Annotated in this window: 14 protein-coding genes; 7 read left to right on the top strand and 7 right to left on the bottom strand. The window is 62.0% G+C overall.

Features of this window, described 5'->3' with window-relative positions; genetic code table 11:
* Window positions 1-798, bottom strand: a complete 798-nt coding sequence (locus KW062_RS25695; RefSeq protein ID WP_027617780.1) for a hydroxymethylpyrimidine/phosphomethylpyrimidine kinase — start codon at window positions 796-798, stop codon at window positions 1-3.
* A gap of 323 nt (window positions 799-1,121) precedes the next feature.
* On the opposite strand from KW062_RS25695, the gene KW062_RS25690 reads away from it, so the two are divergent.
* The 4 genes from KW062_RS25690 to KW062_RS25675 all read left to right on the top strand — a co-directional run bounded on the left by KW062_RS25690 (window position 1,122) and on the right by KW062_RS25675 (window position 7,497).
* Complete coding sequence (locus KW062_RS25690; protein ID WP_105754436.1) at window positions 1,122-3,491, top strand: hybrid sensor histidine kinase/response regulator; 2,370 nt, start codon at window positions 1,122-1,124, stop codon at window positions 3,489-3,491.
* 73 nt (window positions 3,492-3,564) lie between these two features.
* Window positions 3,565-5,214 (top strand): acyl-CoA dehydrogenase family protein, encoded by a 1,650-nt coding sequence (locus KW062_RS25685; RefSeq protein ID WP_105754437.1) that lies wholly within the window; start codon window positions 3,565-3,567, stop codon window positions 5,212-5,214.
* Window positions 5,215-5,320: 106 nt separating this feature from the next.
* Window positions 5,321-6,784, top strand: a complete 1,464-nt coding sequence (amn, locus tag KW062_RS25680; protein WP_027617783.1) for an AMP nucleosidase — start codon at window positions 5,321-5,323, stop codon at window positions 6,782-6,784.
* Window positions 6,785-6,855: 71 nt separating this feature from the next.
* Window positions 6,856-7,497 carry a pseudouridine synthase gene (locus KW062_RS25675; RefSeq protein WP_105754438.1) on the top strand — a complete coding sequence of 214 codons (642 nt, stop codon included), beginning with the start codon at window positions 6,856-6,858 and terminating at the stop codon, window positions 7,495-7,497.
* Here the strand turns inward: KW062_RS25675 and KW062_RS25670 are convergent.
* Entirely contained in the window at window positions 7,492-7,701 is a 210-nt protein-coding gene (locus KW062_RS25670; RefSeq protein ID WP_016773053.1) for a DUF2788 domain-containing protein, read from the bottom strand. The two genes, KW062_RS25675 and KW062_RS25670, sit on opposite strands and share 6 nt — an antisense overlap.
* Window positions 7,702-7,811: 110 nt before the next feature.
* The gene (locus KW062_RS25665) at window positions 7,812-8,291 is read right to left on the bottom strand and encodes an Lrp/AsnC family transcriptional regulator (protein ID WP_027617785.1); all 480 of its coding nucleotides are present in this window, start codon (window positions 8,289-8,291) and stop codon (window positions 7,812-7,814) included.
* A gap of 415 nt (window positions 8,292-8,706) precedes the next feature.
* Between KW062_RS25665 and KW062_RS25660 the strand changes: the two genes are divergently transcribed.
* Entirely contained in the window at window positions 8,707-9,783 is a 1,077-nt protein-coding gene (locus KW062_RS25660) for a DUF6515 family protein (protein WP_105754439.1), read from the top strand.
* On the opposite strand, the gene KW062_RS25655 is transcribed toward KW062_RS25660, so the two are convergent.
* Window positions 9,777-10,673 carry a cation diffusion facilitator family transporter gene (locus tag KW062_RS25655; RefSeq protein ID WP_105754440.1) on the bottom strand — a complete coding sequence of 299 codons (897 nt, stop codon included), beginning with the start codon at window positions 10,671-10,673 and terminating at the stop codon, window positions 9,777-9,779. The two genes, KW062_RS25660 and KW062_RS25655, sit on opposite strands and share 7 nt — an antisense overlap.
* A gap of 28 nt (window positions 10,674-10,701) precedes the next feature.
* Window positions 10,702-11,121: a hypothetical protein gene (locus tag KW062_RS25650; protein ID WP_027617788.1), complete on the bottom strand. Its 420-nt coding sequence runs from the start codon at window positions 11,119-11,121 to the stop codon at window positions 10,702-10,704.
* Between the two features lie 109 nt (window positions 11,122-11,230).
* Here KW062_RS25650 and hrpB point away from each other — a divergent pair, with 109 nt between their 5' ends.
* Window positions 11,231-13,765: an ATP-dependent helicase HrpB gene (gene hrpB / locus KW062_RS25645; RefSeq protein WP_105754441.1), complete on the top strand. Its 2,535-nt coding sequence runs from the start codon at window positions 11,231-11,233 to the stop codon at window positions 13,763-13,765.
* 12 nt (window positions 13,766-13,777) lie between these two features.
* Here the strand turns inward: hrpB and KW062_RS25640 are convergent, their stop codons facing one another.
* A complete protein-coding gene (locus KW062_RS25640; protein ID WP_105754442.1) occupies window positions 13,778-14,857 on the bottom strand; it encodes an endonuclease/exonuclease/phosphatase family protein in 1,080 nt (359 codons plus the stop codon).
* Window positions 14,858-14,933: 76 nt separating this feature from the next.
* Window positions 14,934-15,605: a YciC family protein gene (locus tag KW062_RS25635; RefSeq protein WP_105754443.1), complete on the bottom strand. Its 672-nt coding sequence runs from the start codon at window positions 15,603-15,605 to the stop codon at window positions 14,934-14,936.
* Window positions 15,606-15,782: 177 nt separating this feature from the next.
* Between KW062_RS25635 and KW062_RS25630 the strand changes: the two genes are divergently transcribed.
* Window positions 15,783-16,538: a DUF2076 domain-containing protein gene (locus KW062_RS25630; RefSeq protein ID WP_105754444.1), complete on the top strand. Its 756-nt coding sequence runs from the start codon at window positions 15,783-15,785 to the stop codon at window positions 16,536-16,538.
* Window positions 16,539-16,617 lie beyond the last annotated feature (79 nt).

Genomic DNA, 16,617 nt, shown 5'->3' with positions numbered 1-16,617 from the left:
TTACGAGCAAAAATCCAGCGGCAGACGGCGTGGCACGAACTGGCCCCGACCCAACTGCTCGGCGTCCCGCAGGGTTCGCCAGGTGTAGTCGAGTGCCGACCGCACGGCGCTGGCCAAATGTTCACCCTGGGCCAGGCGACCGGCGAGGGCGCTGGCCAGGGTGCATCCGGAACCGTGGTAGCTGCCCGGCAGGCGCTGGCAGGTAAAGGTTTCGTGATGACCGTCGCGGCTGTAAAGGCGATTATGGACTTCGTGTTCGTCACCGTGACCACCCGTGATCAGCAGGTGTTTGACGAACGGCAGCAGTTTTTCTGCGCATTGGTCAGCCGTGCCTTCGGGCAGTTCGGCGAGGATGCGCGCTTCAGGAAGGTTAGGGGTGGCGATGATCGCCAATGGCAGAAGGCGCTCGCGCATGGCGTAGCCGACCTCGTCCTTGCCCAGGCGTCCGCCACCACCGGCGCGCAGCACCGGGTCGCAGACCATCGGCAGGTGCGGGTGCGCCTGGAGCAGCTCGACCACGGTGTCGACCATTTCCAGAGAACCGAGCATGCCCAGCTTGACCGCCGCGACCTGCGAATCGTTGAGCACGGCGTTGGCTTGCGCCAGGACCCACTCACGATCGAGGACGCGGAAGTCACTGACATTGACGGTGTCTTGCACAGTCAGGGCGGTGACGGCCGGGGCCGCATGACAACCCTGAGCGAGCAGGGCTTCGATATCTGCCTGCAAGCCGGCGCCACCACTTGGGTCGTGGCCGGAGAGACAGAGGACAACGGGGCGAGAGCTGTAGATATTCATGGTGCGCGAGCTTACCACCAAACCTGTTTTATCGGTGCGTCGTCCAGCGTTGGCAGTGGTTTTGTATACAAGACCGATCTTCGACTGTCTTCGGGGGTGTTGGATGGTTGTCATAATCTGACTGCTTCTACAGCTTTGTGGCGTTGTATAGGTCTGAAATGCCCGTCCTAGAGCCTTCAAACTAAAAATTTCAATGGTGTTCAAACGCCACCAACGGCTATGCTAGAGTGGATCCAAACCAATAACAGGTTTACCGGGTCGACGTCTGCTCAAAAGGAAATGGGGGGCTTCCTGACGCACCGGACAGGCCATGCTGGGGCTTTATGCGCTATTTGCTGATGTTGCTGCTGAGCTTGCCCCTTCTGGCGACCGCAGCGGATTTTGATGAACTGACCCAAACCCTGCCATTGGGTCGCATCATGCAGGTGTACGAAGACGTCGCCGGCACAGCGAGTATCGATGACGTACTGGGCTACGCAGCGGCCGGACAATTCAAACCTCACAACAAAGCCACCTTGAACGCCGGGTATTCGCGTTCGGCGTTCTGGTTGAAGGTCGACCTGCACTATCGCCCGACCAATCCCGAAGTCCGGCGCACCTGGCTGCTGGAGCTGGCCTACCCACCGCTGGATCGTATCGACCTGTACCTGCCTGACGCCGCCGGTCATTACCAATTGCAGCGGCGCACCGGCGATGCCTTGCCCTTCGCCAGTCGGGAAATTCGCCAGAACAATTACTTGTTCGACCTGCCTTTCGCTCCGAACGATCAGAAAACCGTTTATTTGCGCCTGCAAAGCCAGGGCTCGATCCAGGCGCCGTTGTCGCTGTGGTCGAGTACCGCTTACCTGGAAGACCAGCCCGTGCGCCTCTACGTGCTTGGCCTGATCTACGGTGTACTGCTCGGAATGCTGGTCTACAACCTGTTTATCTACTTGAGCGTGCGGGACACCAGTTACCTCTATTACATCTTCTATATCGCCTCCTTTGGTCTTTACCAGTTGTCGGTCAATGGCGCCGCAGTGGAGTATTTCTGGCCAAACAACCCTTGGTGGGCCAATGCCGCGACGCCGTTTTTCATCGGCTGCGCGGCGCTTTTTGGCAGCCAGTTCGCCCGTAGTTTCCTGCAAACCTCCAATCACAGTCGTTGGCTTGATCGCCTGTTACTGACCCTCGTGACCTTCAGTGCGGTCGTCGTTGGCCTGTCCTTGATGACCAGCTATGCGCTGGCCCTGCGTCTGGCTACCGCGTTGGCGCTGATTTTCACCGTGGTGATTTTCGCGGCGGGGATTTTCGCCTGGTGGCGTGGCCTGCGGGTGGCACGCTATTTCATCATTGCCTGGTCGGCGTTTTTGCTCGGCGGCATCGTCAATACGTTGATGGTGCTGGGCTACCTGCCGAACGTGTTCCTGACCATGTACGCCAGCCAGATCGGCTCGGCCATTGAGGTTGCGCTGTTGTCGCTGGCCCTCGCTGACCGGATTAACACCATGCGTGAGCAACAGGCGCAGACCCTGCTCGATGCTGGCCAGAAGCTGGAGGTGTTGAACCAGCAACTGGCCCACAGTAACCAGCTCAAGGATGAATTCCTCGCGACCCTGACCCATGAGTTACGCACGCCGATGAATGGGGTGATCGGCTCGTTGGAACTGATGCAGACCGTCGAGCTGGACCCGGAGCTGGAGCAATATCAGCAGACCGCAGCCGGCTCCGCGCGGGACATGATGCGCATGGTCAACGGTATCCTGACCCTGACCGAACTGCAGGCGGGTCGCCTCAAGGTCTATCCCGAGCCGTTCAGCCTGCGCTCGGTGGTCGACACCTTGCAGCAGCAGTTCGCCGCCAATGCCGCAGCCAAGACCCTGGATTTCAAGGTGGAAGTGGCGCAGGGCCTGCCGGATCGGCTGTTTGGCGACAGTGCCAAGCTGGTGCAGTGCCTGGAATGCCTGTTGGATAACTCGATCAAGTTCACCCATGTTGGCGGCTTGGCGCTGCGCGTCAGTGGCAAGCCGGGTGAAGAGGGGCGGCAGGTGCTGTCCTTCGCCGTGATTGATACCGGCATCGGCTTCACCGATCTGGGCGAGGCCACCATGTACCAGCGTTTCTTCCAGCTCGATGGCTCGATGACTCGTGAATATGGTGGGCTGGGTGTGGGGTTGGCGATCTGTCGACAACTGGTCGAATTGATTGGCGGGCGCCTCACCCATCGCTCCGAACCGGGGCGGGGCAGTCGCTTTCAGCTGGATGTTGAATTCGATGTAATGAGCGCGCCGCCCGTTGCGGGCAGTGCGCGGCAATCTGCCGATTCGGTGAGTCTGCGCGCACCCCAGGATTGCCTGGTGATGTTGGTGGATGACAACAGTATCAATCAGTTGGTCGTGCGCGGGATGCTGCTCAAGCTTGGATACCGGGTTCGCAGTGTCGACACCGGGCCTGCCGCGCTGGAGTGTCTGCGCCGGGAGTCGTTCGACGCCGTGCTGCTCGACAGCCCATTACCCTTCCTCGCCGGACAAATGCGCGCGCTGCCGGGTTACGCCGGCTTGCCGGTTCTGGCTGCGATCCCTGCATTGAGCGGCGTTGATATCGACGTGGAGTGGACCGATTTCCTGTCGAAGCCGGTTAAGTTCGAGGAGCTGCAGGCGGCACTTTGTCGTCATGTACTGTGCGTGAAACAAGGTGAAAGCGCCGGCATTTAGGCCGATATGCCACTTTGTCGGCTGGCGGGGTGGTGCTTAACTGGGGATCTCAGCTGACCCAAGGAGGCCCGCCATGAACCTGCATCAGTTCGCCGAAACCCACGAAGTCACCAACCAGCCACCGTCTCTGGACGGCGCCAACCTCTATCGCATCGACCTGCCGCTGCAAGAGTGGTCGCGACGCTACGGGGCCGGTTGGGCCGAGGCGCGAATCGATGCCTATGGCGCTTTGGCCGGTGGGCCGTTGATGGCGGCGGGGTTCCTGGCTAATCAGAACAAGCCGGTGTTTTCCAGTCATGATCGCTACGGTCATCGTGTCGATCTGGTGGAGTTTCATCCGGCCTACCATGAACTGATGCGCACCGCCATCGAACATGGCCTGAGCTCCTTGCCCTGGACCGATCCGCAAGCCGGCGCCCATGTCGCTCGCGCCTCCATGACCTACCTGCACAGCCAGGCCGAAGCTGGCAGCGGCTGTCCGCTGACTATGACCTTCGCCAGCGTGCCCGCCTTGCGCCTGCAATCGGACATCGCCCGGCAGTGGCTGCCGAAAGTCCTGGCGACTGAGTACGATCCGCGTAACGTCGGCATGGCGCACAAGGCGGGCGTCACCATTGGCATGGCGATGACCGAGAAACAGGGCGGCACTGACGTGCGCGCGAACACCACCAAGGCCTACCCGATCGGCGCCGCAGGGCCGGGCCAGGCCTATGAGCTGGTGGGTCACAAATGGTTCTGTTCGGCGCCGATGTGCGACGCCTTCCTGACGCTGGCGCAAACCGACAAGGGGCTGACTTGTTTCCTGCTGCCACGCCACCGTCCGGATGACAGCCGCAACCAGTTCTACATCCAGCGTCTGAAGAACAAGCTGGGCAATTGCTCCAATGCCTCGAGTGAAGTCGAATTCCGTGGCGCCCTGGCGTGGATGGTCGGCGAGGAAGGGCGTGGCGTGCCGACCATTATCGAAATGGTGGCCATGACCCGCTTCGATTGCATGGTCGGCTCCAGTGCGCTGATGCGCCAGGCCTTGACCCAGGCCAGCCATCACTGCGCCCATCGCCGGGTCGGCGGCAAGCTGCTTAGCGAGCAGCCCTTGATGCAAAACGTACTGGCCGACCTGGCCCTTGAAAGCGAAGCCGCGCTGGCGCTGAGCCTGCGCATGGGGCGGGCGCTGGACCATCTGGATGACGGCCAGGAAGGCAAGTTCGCGCGACTGGTGACGGCGGTGGGCAAGTACTGGATCTGCAAACGTGCGCCGGCCATGATCAATGAGGCCGCCGAGTGCATGGGCGGTGCCGGTTATGTCGAGGACAGCATTCTGCCGCGCCTCTATCGCGAGGCCCCGGTGAATTCGACCTGGGAAGGTTCGGGCAACGTGCAGTGCCTGGATGTATTGCGCGCCCTGTCGAAAGAACCGGGTGTGCTCGATGCCTTGTTCAGTGAGTTGGGGGACGGGCATGGCGACAAGCGCCTGGCGGCCCACCTCAACCAACTGCACGCCGCGTTCAAGGACACCAGCGATATCCAGTACCGCGCCCGGCAACTGACCGAAGACATTGCCTTGGGCCTGCAGGCCAAATTGTTGCTTGAGGCGGGTAATGCCAGTGTCAGCGATGGGTTTATTGCCAGTCGGTTGGGCAGCGCCGGCCGAGTCTATGGGGCGTTGCCCCGTGGACTGGATGTCGAAGCCATTGTTGCGCGCTCGGCTGTGCAGGGGTTTTGATTGCTGTGACCGAAGATATTGCAGCATTGCTCGGTTGCCACTGTTTCCGTGACGTCCTGTTGCAGGCAAGATAAAGGCCTGCAAGTCAGAACACAGGAAGCTGATCGTGACCGAAGCCTTTGTTGTCGTTCAAACCGCTGAACAAGCTGTGGACCGGCTTGCCGCTCTACATGAGCGGGCCACCACCGCGCTGAGCCAGGCGCTCAAGCGTTATCTGAAAGACCGTATCGAACCTGATGCCGAACAGCGTGCGATGTTCCGCTACCCTGAACTGCGCCTGACTTACCTGTGCCAGGGTGAAGTCCCACAGACCACCCGTGCTTATGCCAAGGTGCAACTGCCCGGCACCTACAGCGTCACCGTCACTCATCCGGCGGCTTTCCGTAAGTACCTGCTGGAGCAACTGGTTCCGCTAATGCACGACTTCACCGTAACCGTGGAAGTGGGTGTCAGCGAGCAGAACATTCCCTACCCGTATGTGGTCGAGCAGGGCGATGAACTGGCCGGCTCCGGCGTGACGGCGGCGGTGCTCGCGCGGGTGTTCCCGAGTACCGACCTGTCGGCGGCCACCGACGGCATTGCCGATGGCCTGTACGACTGGGAAAACACTGATCCGCTGCCACTGGCGTTGTTCGATGCGGCGCGTGTGGACTTTTCCCTGCGCCGCCTGGTGCACTACACCGGCAGCGACTGGCGCCATGTGCAGCCGTGGATCCTGTTGACCAACTATCACCGTTATGTCGACCAGTTTATCGTCCATGGCCTGGAACAACTGCGTAATGACCCGCGCTTTGTGCGCATGGTCTTGCCGGGCAACGTGATCATTGAAAAGAGCATGGATCACGGCGAAGCCTCGGCGATTGCCGCCGGCGTGGTCTGGCACCGCTACCAGATGCCGGCCTATCACCTGCTGGCATCCGACGGTCACGGTGTGACCTTGGTCAACATTGGCGTCGGCCCGTCCAACGCAAAAAACATCACCGACCACCTGGCGGTGCTGCGTCCCCATTGCTGGCTGATGATCGGTCACTGCGGCGGCCTGCGTCAGTCGCAGACCATCGGCGACTATGTACTGGCCCACGCCTACATGCGCCGCGACGGGATTCTCGACCGGGTGGTGCCGCCGAACATCCCGATCCCGGCCCTGGCCGAGGTGCAACTGGCGCTGCAACAAGCGGCGGCCAACGTCACCGGCGAGAAGGGCGAAGACTTGAAGAAGCGCCTGCGCACCGGCACCGTGCTGACCTACGACGACCGTAATTGGGAGCTGCGTTGGGCTCAGGAACGGCCGCTGATCAACCTGTCGCGAGCCGTGGCGGTAGACATGGAAAGCGGCACCATCGCCGCCCAGGGTTACCGTTTGCGGGTGCCTTATGGCACGTTGCTGTGCGTCTCCGACAAACCTCTGCACAGCGAAATCAAGCTGCCGGGTTCGGCCAACGCCTTCTATGAACGCGCGGTCAGCCAGCACTTGAAGATCGGTATCGCGGCTGTGGATCTGCTGCGCACCGAGCTCAACTCGTTGCACTCGCGCAAACTGCGCAGCTTCGACGAGCCGCCGTTCCGCTAACGGTTGTCGTGGTCATTTGGCGGTCGGGGCACTAGCATTGTCAGCCCTGACCGTTAAATGCCGTGTGTGCCATGTCCCGTCCCCCTCGTCCTGTTTCCCGCCGTCTTGGTGCGAAACCCGCACAACCTTCTGCCGCCGCGCGTCGTGTCGCCAAGGCGCCGCCGGTCGATCCGAAGCTGATCCTGTTCAACAAACCCTTCGATGTGCTGACCCAGTTCAGTGACGGCGACGGCCGCTCGACGCTCAAGGATTTCATCGACGTGCCCGGGGTCTATCCCGCCGGACGGCTGGATCGCGACAGCGAAGGCTTGCTGTTGCTGACTAACGACGGGCAGTTGCAGGCGCGGATCTCTGACCCCAAACACAAGCTGGCCAAAACCTATTGGGTACAGGTGGAGGGCGAGCCGACGGCTGAGCAGTTGCAGCGTCTGCGTGATGGTGTCGAGCTGAATGACGGCATGACGCTGCCGGCCGAGGCGCGGCAGTTGGATGAGCCTGAACTGTGGCCGCGCAATCCGCCGGTGCGCTTTCGCAAAAGTGTGCCAACCCATTGGCTGGAGCTGGTGATTCGTGAAGGGCGCAATCGGCAGGTGCGGCGCATGACGGCGGCGGTCGGGTTGCCGACCTTGCGCCTGGTGCGCGTGCGCATCGGTGACTGGACGATTGACGGCCTCGATCAGGGCCAGTGGAAGGAAGTGCCGGCGCGCTTATAAAGCGCCGGATTCGATCAGGCCGATCACCACGCTCTTGATGATGAAGGCGGCCACGCCCAGGCCCAGGACGAAGAACAGGATGAACGAGCCGAAGCGTCCGGCTTTGGACTTCTTCGCCAGGTCCCAGACAATGAAACCCATGAAAATGATCAGGATGCTGACCAGGCCGGTCATCATCCACTCTTCGAACAGTGCAGGATCCATCGAACATCTCCAGCGCGGGCGTGGCAAAAAGGCCGGGGGAGTATACGCGACGGGGCAGGGGGCAGACATTGACCTGCGGCGGTGTGCCGCAGGTCAGGGCGGAGCAGGCGTCAGCTACGCAGGTGAGTCAGCGGCAGCTCGGTGCTGTTGAGCACCTGATTCAGCACGAAGCTTGAGCGCACGCTGGTCACGCCATCGATGCGGGTCAGGTGGCCGAGCAACAGTTTCTGGTAGTGGTCCATGTCCGGTACGACAACCTTGAGCTGGTAGTCCGCATCCATCCCGGTGACCAGGCTGCATTCCAGGACCTGGGGCAAAGTACGGATCGCCGCTTCGAAGTTTTCGAAACGCTCCGGGGTGTGGCGGTCCATGCCGATCAGCACGTAGGCGGTCAGGCTCAGGCCAAGCATCTTGCGGTCCAGCAGGGCGACCTGGCGCGAGATGAAACCGTCGTCTTCAAGTTGTTTAACCCGCCGCGAACAAGGCGAGGGTGACAGGCCGATGCGCTCGGCCAGCTCCTGATTGGAGATGCGCGCGTCGCGCTGCAATTCCGCCAAAATGCTCAGGTCGTATCGGTCGAGTTTGCTCATGAAACAGGCCTTTGTCATATCAATTGCGGCAGATTATCCATCAGGGGTTAAAAATTGCGCAAGTCATGTTTATTTGAGCAATCTTCGCAATCCTCTGTCGCCACCCCAGGCCTATTATTATCACCAGAATCACTGCCCGGACATACAGTCCACAGCGGCCCGCCGAATCAGGCCAGCCGCGGCCACCGCTCCAATAGGAGTCGAGTTGGCCCCCGGGCTACACACTGTCCACAAGACGGCGTGAGGTGAGCCGGCGTCAAAAGCGTCGAGCACGGACGAAGTTTTCAAGGGGAGGCCGACGGGTCTCCCCTTTTTATTTGCCTGCGAAATAAGTCGCGTGACTGATAACCTTTCCCCGAACCGGCCTGGGCTTTTCCAGTCTTATGTACAGGTCTTGAGCGTTGTGAGGAATAGCATGAAGTCGCGCCTCTGGCAGTTGGCGGGTGTTGGTGTGATGTGTGTGAGTGTCAGCGTGTCGACGTTGGCGGAAAACCAGGGCCAGGAGCAGCGCCTTCAGCAGAACAGCCAGGACGGCAATGGTGGTGGCCAGCACCCGCAGGGTGGCAAGGGTCATCCGGACGGCAATCAGCCGCATCCGCAGAACCCTCAGCAGCAGAACCAGCCTCGGCCGCAGAACAACGAGGTTATCCGGGGCGATAACAGCCGCCAGTTCGAGCACAATGGCCAGGGGCATCAGGGAGGCCAGCGCCAGGACAAACCTGCCTGGGACCCCAACGCGCGCTACAACTCGCTGCCCATTCCGCAAGCCCCGGCCACTGACCTGCCGATCCAGCCGCGGCCGGACGCCGTCCGCCAAACCCAGGAGCCACAGCGCGGTTATTACCAAGATGTGCCGCGCCGCTACAACGACGCCCCGCACTGGCAGTCGAACACCCAAGGCCCGCGTCCAGCCTATGACACTCACTGGCTCGGACGGCCCGACGGGCATGGCAATGGCTGGGGGCCCGGGCCGCAATACCGACCCGGCTATGTGATCGATCGTTTTCCCGAGCGCAACTATCGTGTGCCGTATCGCGGCGATGACTATTTCTACTCGGGCGGTTACTGGTATCGCCCACGAGGGCCGCACTATGTCGTAGTGCGTCCACCGTACGGAATTCGGGTCAGCTACTTGCCGGACTACGCGCGTGAAATGTGGGTCGGCGGTTCGCTGTTTTTTCTCGCCGCTGGCGCCTATTACAGCTACGAATCCACGACTCGGGAGTACGTGGTGGTACCGCAACCGATGGGCGTCTCCGATCAGCAACCGCCAGCGGCCAGCAATGGCTACGACGTACTGGCTTACCCAACCAACGGTCAGTCGCAGCAACAGATCGACCAGGACGGTTACGAGTGCTATCGCTGGGCGGTGGAACAGTCGGGCTTCGACCCACGGGCGATGACGTATCAGCCGGCGCCCGAGGTGGTGCAGGCCTATCGCCAGGCTCAGGGCAATTGCCTGGCCTCGCGAGGTTATCAGGTCAATTACTGATCGCGCGCGGCCTTGACCACTTCCTGTGGATCGGCGTGCACCAGCACTTCGGCGCGTGGGTAGGCGCGGTGAATGGCGTCGGCGGCCTGGTCGCTGATGGCGTGGGCGACTGACAGGGTCAGTTCGCCCGGCAATTCCAAGTGCAACTGTACGAACCACTGATTGCCAGAAATCCGTGTGCGCAAGTCATGCGCACCGAGGACTCCAGGCACGCCGCAGGCCAGCTCCAGCATGTGTTGGCTGACGTCCGGCGGCAGTTCTTCATCCATCAAGACGGTGAAGCTTTCTCGAGCGATCTGGATCGCACTCCACAGAATGTAGGCAGCAATCCCCAGGCCGAACCAGGCGTCCAGTTGATGCCAGCCGAACCCGGCCAGTACCAACGCAATCAGGATGCTGCCGTTGAGCAGCAGGTCGGAGCGGTAGTGCAGGGAGTCGGCGCGGACCGCGTTGGAGCTGGTGGCGCGAATCACCCGGTGCTGCAGAATCAGCAGGGCCACGGTCAGAGCCAGGGAGAACACGATCACGCCGATGCTCAGCCAGGGCGCACCGACCGGTTCCGGATGCTTGATCCGCTCAAACGCCTGCAACGCAATCAGCACGGCGCTGCCACCGATGAACAGCGCCTGGGCCATGCCGGCCAGGGATTCGGCCTTGCCATGGCCGTAGCGATGATCGTCGTCCGCCGGGCGCAGCGCGTAATGCACCGCCAGCAGATTGAGCAGCGAGGTCACGCCGTCGAGCGCCGAGTCGGTCAGGCCGGCGAGCATGCTCACCGAACCGCTCAACCACCAGGCAATGGCCTTGGCGATCACCAGCGTACAAGCCACCGCCACCGAAGCGCGGGTGGCCAGGCGTAACAGGCGAGCGTGTTCCTGGCTGTTGGTCATGGGTGCATCGTTCCTTCGGTGCCGGGGATCAGGCTGCGGGTTGCAGACCCAGGGAAGCCAGTTGCTGGGCGCTGCCCTTGTGCTGGATCAGGCGTGGGTCGTCCAGGGGGAAGCTGCGGCCCAGTTCGTGTTCCAGAATGGTCTGCAGCTTGGCGTTGTCGACCTGGCCGTCGGCGCCGATGGCTTGCTGCAGTTTTTCCGGGGCGATCTGTGCGGTCTTGCCCGGCTCGAAGTAAATTGCGCCAGTGGCGAAGTCGACAGCGAAGGCGATCAATCCGGGGATTACATAGAACAGCAGGCCCACGGCATCCAGCACGGCAATCGCCGGGTCGATCTTGCCTTCGATCTGGCCGCGCCGATCAGGATAGAAGATCGATCCGCATGCAGTCAGTTGGGTCAGCAGGCTCGCGACCAGTACACCGCCAATCAGGCGAAACGGAACACGCATAAGAAATCTCCCGGGAATACTTGGAACGAAACGTCGTCGGTCAACCATAGGACCGTGATTAACGTCAGGCAGTTCGCCGTTATACTCGCCGCTCTGTTTTGGAGCCAGCATGATCTCATTGCCGATTGATGAAGTTTTACCCGCACTGCGTGAAGCCTTGGCGCAACGCCATGAGGCGGTGCTCGAAGCACCCCCCGGCGCCGGCAAGACCACCCGCGTGCCCTTGGCGATGTTGCACGAGCCCTGGCTGGCCGGACAGACCATTCTCATGCTCGAACCGCGCCGCCTGGCAGCGCGCGCCGCCGCCGAGCGCCTGGCCAGCGAGCTGGGGGAAAAGGTCGGGCAGACCGTCGGTTACCGGATTCGCCTGGACAGCAAGGTCGGCCCCAATACCCGCATTGAAGTCGTCACCGAAGGCATTCTCACCCGACGCCTGCAGGAAGATCCGGCGCTGGAAGGCGTGGGCCTGCTGATTTTCGACGAATACCACGAGCGAAGCCTCGACGCCGATCTGGCACTGGCCCTGAGTCTCAATGGCCGCGAACTGTTTCGCGATGAGCAGCCGCTGAAAATCCTGTTGATGTCGGCGACCCTGGAAGGCGAGCGCTTGGCCGGCTTGCTCAACGACGCACCGATCCTGCGCAGCGAAGGGCGCATGTATCCGGTGACGATGCGCTGGGGTCGTCCGTTCCAACCCGGCGAATTCATCGAGCCACGACTGGTGCAGACAGTGCTTGAAGCCTTGCACGATGAAACGGGCAGCCTGCTGGTGTTCCTCCCTGGTCAGGCGGAAATCCGTCGGGTGCATCAGCAATTGGTCGACGCCCTGGGCGAGCGAAGCAATGTGCTGTTGTGCCCGCTGCACGGTGAACTGGATCTGGCGGCACAACGCGCAGCGATAGATCCGGCGCCGGCGGGACAACGCAAAGTAGTGCTGGCCACCAACATCGCCGAGACCAGTTTGACCATCGACGGTGTGCGAGTGGTGATCGACGCCGGCCTGGCGCGAGTCCCGCGCTTCGATCCGGGTAGCGGCATGACTCGCCTCGACACCCAGCGCATCTCCCGCGCCAGTGCCACCCAGCGTGCCGGTCGGGCCGGACGCCTGGAGCCGGGAGTGTGTTATCGCTTGTGGTCGCAGGACCAGCACGAGCAACTGGCAGCCTATGCCAGTGCGGAGATTCTTTCGGCGGATCTCGCCGGCCTGGCCCTGCAACTGGGGCGGTGGGGCGTGACGCCGGGGCAGTTGGTCTGGCTCGATGTGCCGCCGAGCGCGGCCTATGCGCAAGCCCAGGATCTGCTCGAACGCCTGGGAGCCCTCGAAGGTGCCTCACCCGAGGACTGGAAACTCACCCGTCACGGCCAGGCCATGGCCGAGTTGCCAGCGCATCCACGCATCGCTCATTTGTTGCTGCGCGGCCAGGCGCTGGGTTTGGCGAACATGGCGTGCGACGTTGCAGCGCTGCTCGGCGAGCGGGATATTTTGCGCGGCGGTGGTGCGGATTTGCACAGCCGGTTGGTGCTGTTGTCTGGCGAAGCGCGTGCCGCTCGGGGTGCACAAGGCGGCGTGCAGCGGGCGCGGCAACTGGCACGGCAATACCGCGGCTACCTGCGGGGAACCGCTGAACAAGCGGTCGCCGATCCTGACCATCCGCGCTGGCTCGGTGCCTTGCTGGCGCTGGCCTATCCCGATCGGGTGGCCCAGCAACGGCGCGCTGGCGGCGCCGAGTATCGGTTGGCCAATGGTCGCGCCGCGTTGTTCGCCGAAGCCGACAGCTTGATGAAACAGCCGTGGCTGGTGGTCGCTGACCTGGGCAGTCGTCAAGGCCAGCGCGAAGAGCGGATTTACCTGGCGGCGGATTTCGATCCGGCACTGTTTGACTCGGTGCTGGCCGAGCAGGTGCGTTGCGTCGATCAGTTGGATTGGGACGAGCGCGAAGGCGTGCTGCGTGCCGAACGTCAACGCAAGGTGGGTGAGTTGGTGCTGAGCCGCGAGCCCTTGACCGGGCTGGATGAAAGCGCACGCAGTCAGGCGTTGGTCAATCTGGTGCGACGCAAGGGCCTGGAGTTGTTGCCATGGACGCCGGCGCTGCGCCAGTGGCAGTCACGGGTCGCCTTGTTGCGCCAGTTGGACCTGGACCAGCTGGGTGTCAGCGACTGGCCAGACGTCAGTGATACAGCCTTGCTCAATGGCCTGGAGCACTGGTTGATGCCGTACCTGGGACGGGTTTCGCGGCTCAGTCATTTTGCCAGCCTGGACCTGTCGAGCATCGTTCATAACTTGCTGCCGTGGCCTATGCCGCAACGTCTCGACGAGCAGGCGCCGCAGACCTTGAGCGTGCCTTCGGGGTCGTCGATTCGCCTGGATTACAGCGAGCAGCCGCCGATTCTCGCGGTGCGCCTGCAGGAATTGTTCGGCTTGGCCGAAACCCCGCGCATCGCCGGCGGCCGGCAGGTGGTCAAGCTGCATCTGTTGTCACCCGCGCGGCGCCCCGTGCAGGTCACCCAGGACCTGGCGAACTTCTGGCGCAGTACCTACGTCGAGGTCAAGAAGGACTTGAAGGGGCGTTACCCCAAGCACTATTGGCCGGATGACCCGCTGGTGGCCGAAGCCACGGCGCGAGCCAAGCCGCGCAAGTCCTGATCGAATTGGCGTCTAGGGGGTTGCCGGCAACAGAAACCGCGCGATCACCGGCAAGTGATCGGAGATGCGCAGCGTGTCGTCCTGCCGCACTTCGGCTTCCACACGCTTGATTCGCGAGCTGTAGAACAGGTAGTCGACGGTGCGATCCGGGCCGTTGAGGCCGGGGTCGTTGGGGTAATGGGTCAGCCAGCGTTCGCGATTGATGCCGCTGGCTTCGTTATTCGTGGGAATCATCGGGTATTTGTCCCACAGCAGGTGCAGCGCGCTGTCAGCGGAGTAGGGCGTGCGTTGTTCGGCAGGCAGACGCTGGAACTGTCCCAGCGGCAGCAGGTTGAAATCTCCGCCGATCAGCCAGGGCGTGCCGCGCGCTTCGTATTGATCCAGCACCTTGGCCACGGCCACGACCTGGTGCTGCAGGGTGTCGTCCGGCTGCACAGCCCGATCCAGGTGGGTGTTGAGCACGGCGACTTGCCCACCGTCGCTTTGCCCCAGATAACTCACCAGCAAGGCGTTTTTCGGCTGGAACTGGCGACTGATGAGGTTGCCCGGTTGCTCCGGCAATTGCAGGCGTTCTGCGCTTTCGATCTTGTAGCGGCTGAGGGTCGCCAGTTGCCGTCCGACGCTGCCGACAATATGAGGGTCCGGGACAAAGTCAGCCTTCCAGTCGAAGGCCGAGGTGCTGCAGGGGTAGATGTCGGCGACGCGCTCGCGAAGTAATTTCAGTTGGTCCTGATAGTCGCTGGCCTTGGCCCCGTCATCCAGTTCTTGCAGGAGCACCACATCCGGTTGCTCGTCACGAATCACCCGTGCCACTTCATCGAGACTGAAGGCCATGTCCTCCGGTGTCGGCGCTTCGTCGTTGCCCTGGGCCAAGTCGTTCCAGAAAACATAGCGTTTGCCGGCGAGATATTGCACGTTCCAGGTCATGACTTTCAGCGCCTGGCCTGACACCAGCGGCGGGGCGTCGGCGGTGCAGCGAACCGCCAGGGTTTCTTTGGCGTCGGGGCGCCAGGTCAGGCTGTAGGTCAGGGTCAGCAACAGGCCTGCGACGATCAGCAGGCCCAGCAGGGTGTAGCGCAGTAGTCGGGTCATGGGCTCGGCTTATGGCGTTACAAAAGATTGAGCCGAGCATAACCGAGAGCGAGGTCGCAGCCCAAGGGTGGCGCTGTCAGGCATTGCCAGGGTTGTTGTCAGCGGCATCGCTGATCAGCATGAACAAGCGGAACAGCACCACGCTGGTGAACAACTGCAGGAAGCTGTGACCACTTTCGATGATCATCGACAGGATCGGATTCGGCTCCGGATACACCGACACGCTCGCACCCTTGAGCAACCAGAGCGGTGCCATCACGCAGAGAATGCACACCAGAATGCGCAGGAAATTGCCCCGGGCCATGCGCATGCTTTCGCGGATGGCGGCTAGAGGCTGCATGTTTCGCAGCACCAGCAGGTACTCGGCAAAGGCCAGCATCACCATCAGCCAGATGCCCGGCAGGAAGTAGAGCGACAGGCCCACCAGAATCATCAGGGTGTTGACCGCGGTCAGCAGGGCGAAGCGTGGCCACAGGCTGGCCGAGGCCGCGAGCAGATCACGGGTGCGTGGTGACTCGCCTCGGCTGCGGGCATCGAGAAAGAGGATCAGTGCCGCGGTATACAACGGATACACCAGCAACCCGACAATCACGCTGTAACCCGGAAATGCCTCGGGCCCCTGAGTGTGGTCGACCAGTTGTTGCAGCATGGCCTCGATCACCACCAACGGCAGGCACAGTGGCACAATGCCGCTCAGGTTGCGCTTGAAGAAATACAGGGAGTCGCGGAGTACATCTAACGGATTCATCGGTCGCTTTCGCAGGTTGCAAGGTGTAGCGACACTGTAACCGATGCGCGCACTTCCTGAACAAAGGTAAACGTTCGGTAAAGCTCATTGAAACAAGCTGTGTCGGCCCCATAACTGCCGGGCACCTCATCCACAAGGGAAGAGGTCGACGATTTTCCGGCAATCCGAGAGGTAGTCATGAACAGCGAAGAGCAAACCCTGATCGATGGACTGTTTTCCCGTCTGCAGCAGGCCGAAACCCAGGCCGATCCGCGAGACGCTCAGGCCGAGGCACGGATCAAGGAGCACCTGAACCGGCAGCCCGCCGCAGGCTATTTCATGACTCAGGCGATTCTGGTGCAAGAGGCGGCCATCAAACGTCTCGACGAACACAATAAGCAACTCGCGCAACAGCTGCAGCAAGCCCAGGACGAACTGCAACGAGCCAAGACCCAGGCACCCGCGACGGCACCCAGTGGCGGCGGTTTCCTGTCGAGCATTTTTGGTGGTAACCGTGAGGCGCCGCCAGCCGCAGCCCAAGCCCCGGCAGCCTTCAGTGGCAATGGCTGGCGTGAGCCCGGAGGCTCTGCCGCTGCCGCCCAGTCCACGCGGCCGGGCTTTGCTGCTGCGCCGCAGAATTATGCTGCACCAACGCCGCAGGCCCCGGCTGCCGGCAGTGGCTTTCTCGGTGGCGCATTGAAAACCGCAGCGGGCGTTGCCGGTGGCGTGATGCTGGCACAAGGCATCAGCAGCCTGTTTCACAGCAATCAGAATCCGCAAGAGATTGTCGAGGTCATCAAGGAAGAGCCTGCCCAGGTCAGCGACAGCAGTTGGGGCGACGAGCAACGCATGGCCGGCAACGACAGCTACGGCAACGATCAGGGTGGATTGACCGACACTGATTACAGCGACGACAACTCATCCCTGTTTGGCGACGACGATTCCTTCGTCTGACCCGCCATTCGTCCGGGGCGCTGTGGCGCCCCGGACTGTTTATTCGCGGAATCTTCTTCATGACTGGCATACTGAGCGA

The sequence above is a fragment of the Pseudomonas fluorescens genome (genome assembly GCF_019212185.1).
Classification (GTDB): Bacteria; Pseudomonadota; Gammaproteobacteria; order Pseudomonadales; family Pseudomonadaceae; genus Aquipseudomonas.
The sequence above is the reverse complement of the archived record's forward strand: the minus strand, read 5'-3'. Positions and strand labels throughout refer to the sequence as shown.

Bases quoted from the DNA above. Each gene is read 5' to 3' on its own strand.
- KW062_RS25695 (WP_027617780.1), bottom strand. From the start codon at position 798: ATGAATATCTACAGCTCTCGCCCCGTTGTCCTCTGTCTCTCCGGCCAC.
- KW062_RS25690 (WP_105754436.1), top strand. From the start codon at position 1,122: ATGCGCTATTTGCTGATGTTGCTGCTGAGCTTGCCCCTTCTGGCGACC.
- KW062_RS25685 (WP_105754437.1), top strand. From the start codon at position 3,565: ATGAACCTGCATCAGTTCGCCGAAACCCACGAAGTCACCAACCAGCCA.
- KW062_RS25675 (WP_105754438.1), top strand. From the start codon at position 6,856: ATGTCCCGTCCCCCTCGTCCTGTTTCCCGCCGTCTTGGTGCGAAACCC.
- KW062_RS25670 (WP_016773053.1), bottom strand. From the start codon at position 7,701: ATGGATCCTGCACTGTTCGAAGAGTGGATGATGACCGGCCTGGTCAGC.
- KW062_RS25665 (WP_027617785.1), bottom strand. From the start codon at position 8,291: ATGAGCAAACTCGACCGATACGACCTGAGCATTTTGGCGGAATTGCAG.
- KW062_RS25660 (WP_105754439.1), top strand. From the start codon at position 8,707: ATGAAGTCGCGCCTCTGGCAGTTGGCGGGTGTTGGTGTGATGTGTGTG.
- KW062_RS25655 (WP_105754440.1), bottom strand. From the start codon at position 10,673: ATGACCAACAGCCAGGAACACGCTCGCCTGTTACGCCTGGCCACCCGC.
- KW062_RS25650 (WP_027617788.1), bottom strand. From the start codon at position 11,121: ATGCGTGTTCCGTTTCGCCTGATTGGCGGTGTACTGGTCGCGAGCCTG.
- hrpB (WP_105754441.1), top strand. From the start codon at position 11,231: ATGATCTCATTGCCGATTGATGAAGTTTTACCCGCACTGCGTGAAGCC.
- KW062_RS25640 (WP_105754442.1), bottom strand. From the start codon at position 14,857: ATGACCCGACTACTGCGCTACACCCTGCTGGGCCTGCTGATCGTCGCA.
- KW062_RS25635 (WP_105754443.1), bottom strand. From the start codon at position 15,605: ATGAATCCGTTAGATGTACTCCGCGACTCCCTGTATTTCTTCAAGCGC.
- KW062_RS25630 (WP_105754444.1), top strand. From the start codon at position 15,783: ATGAACAGCGAAGAGCAAACCCTGATCGATGGACTGTTTTCCCGTCTG.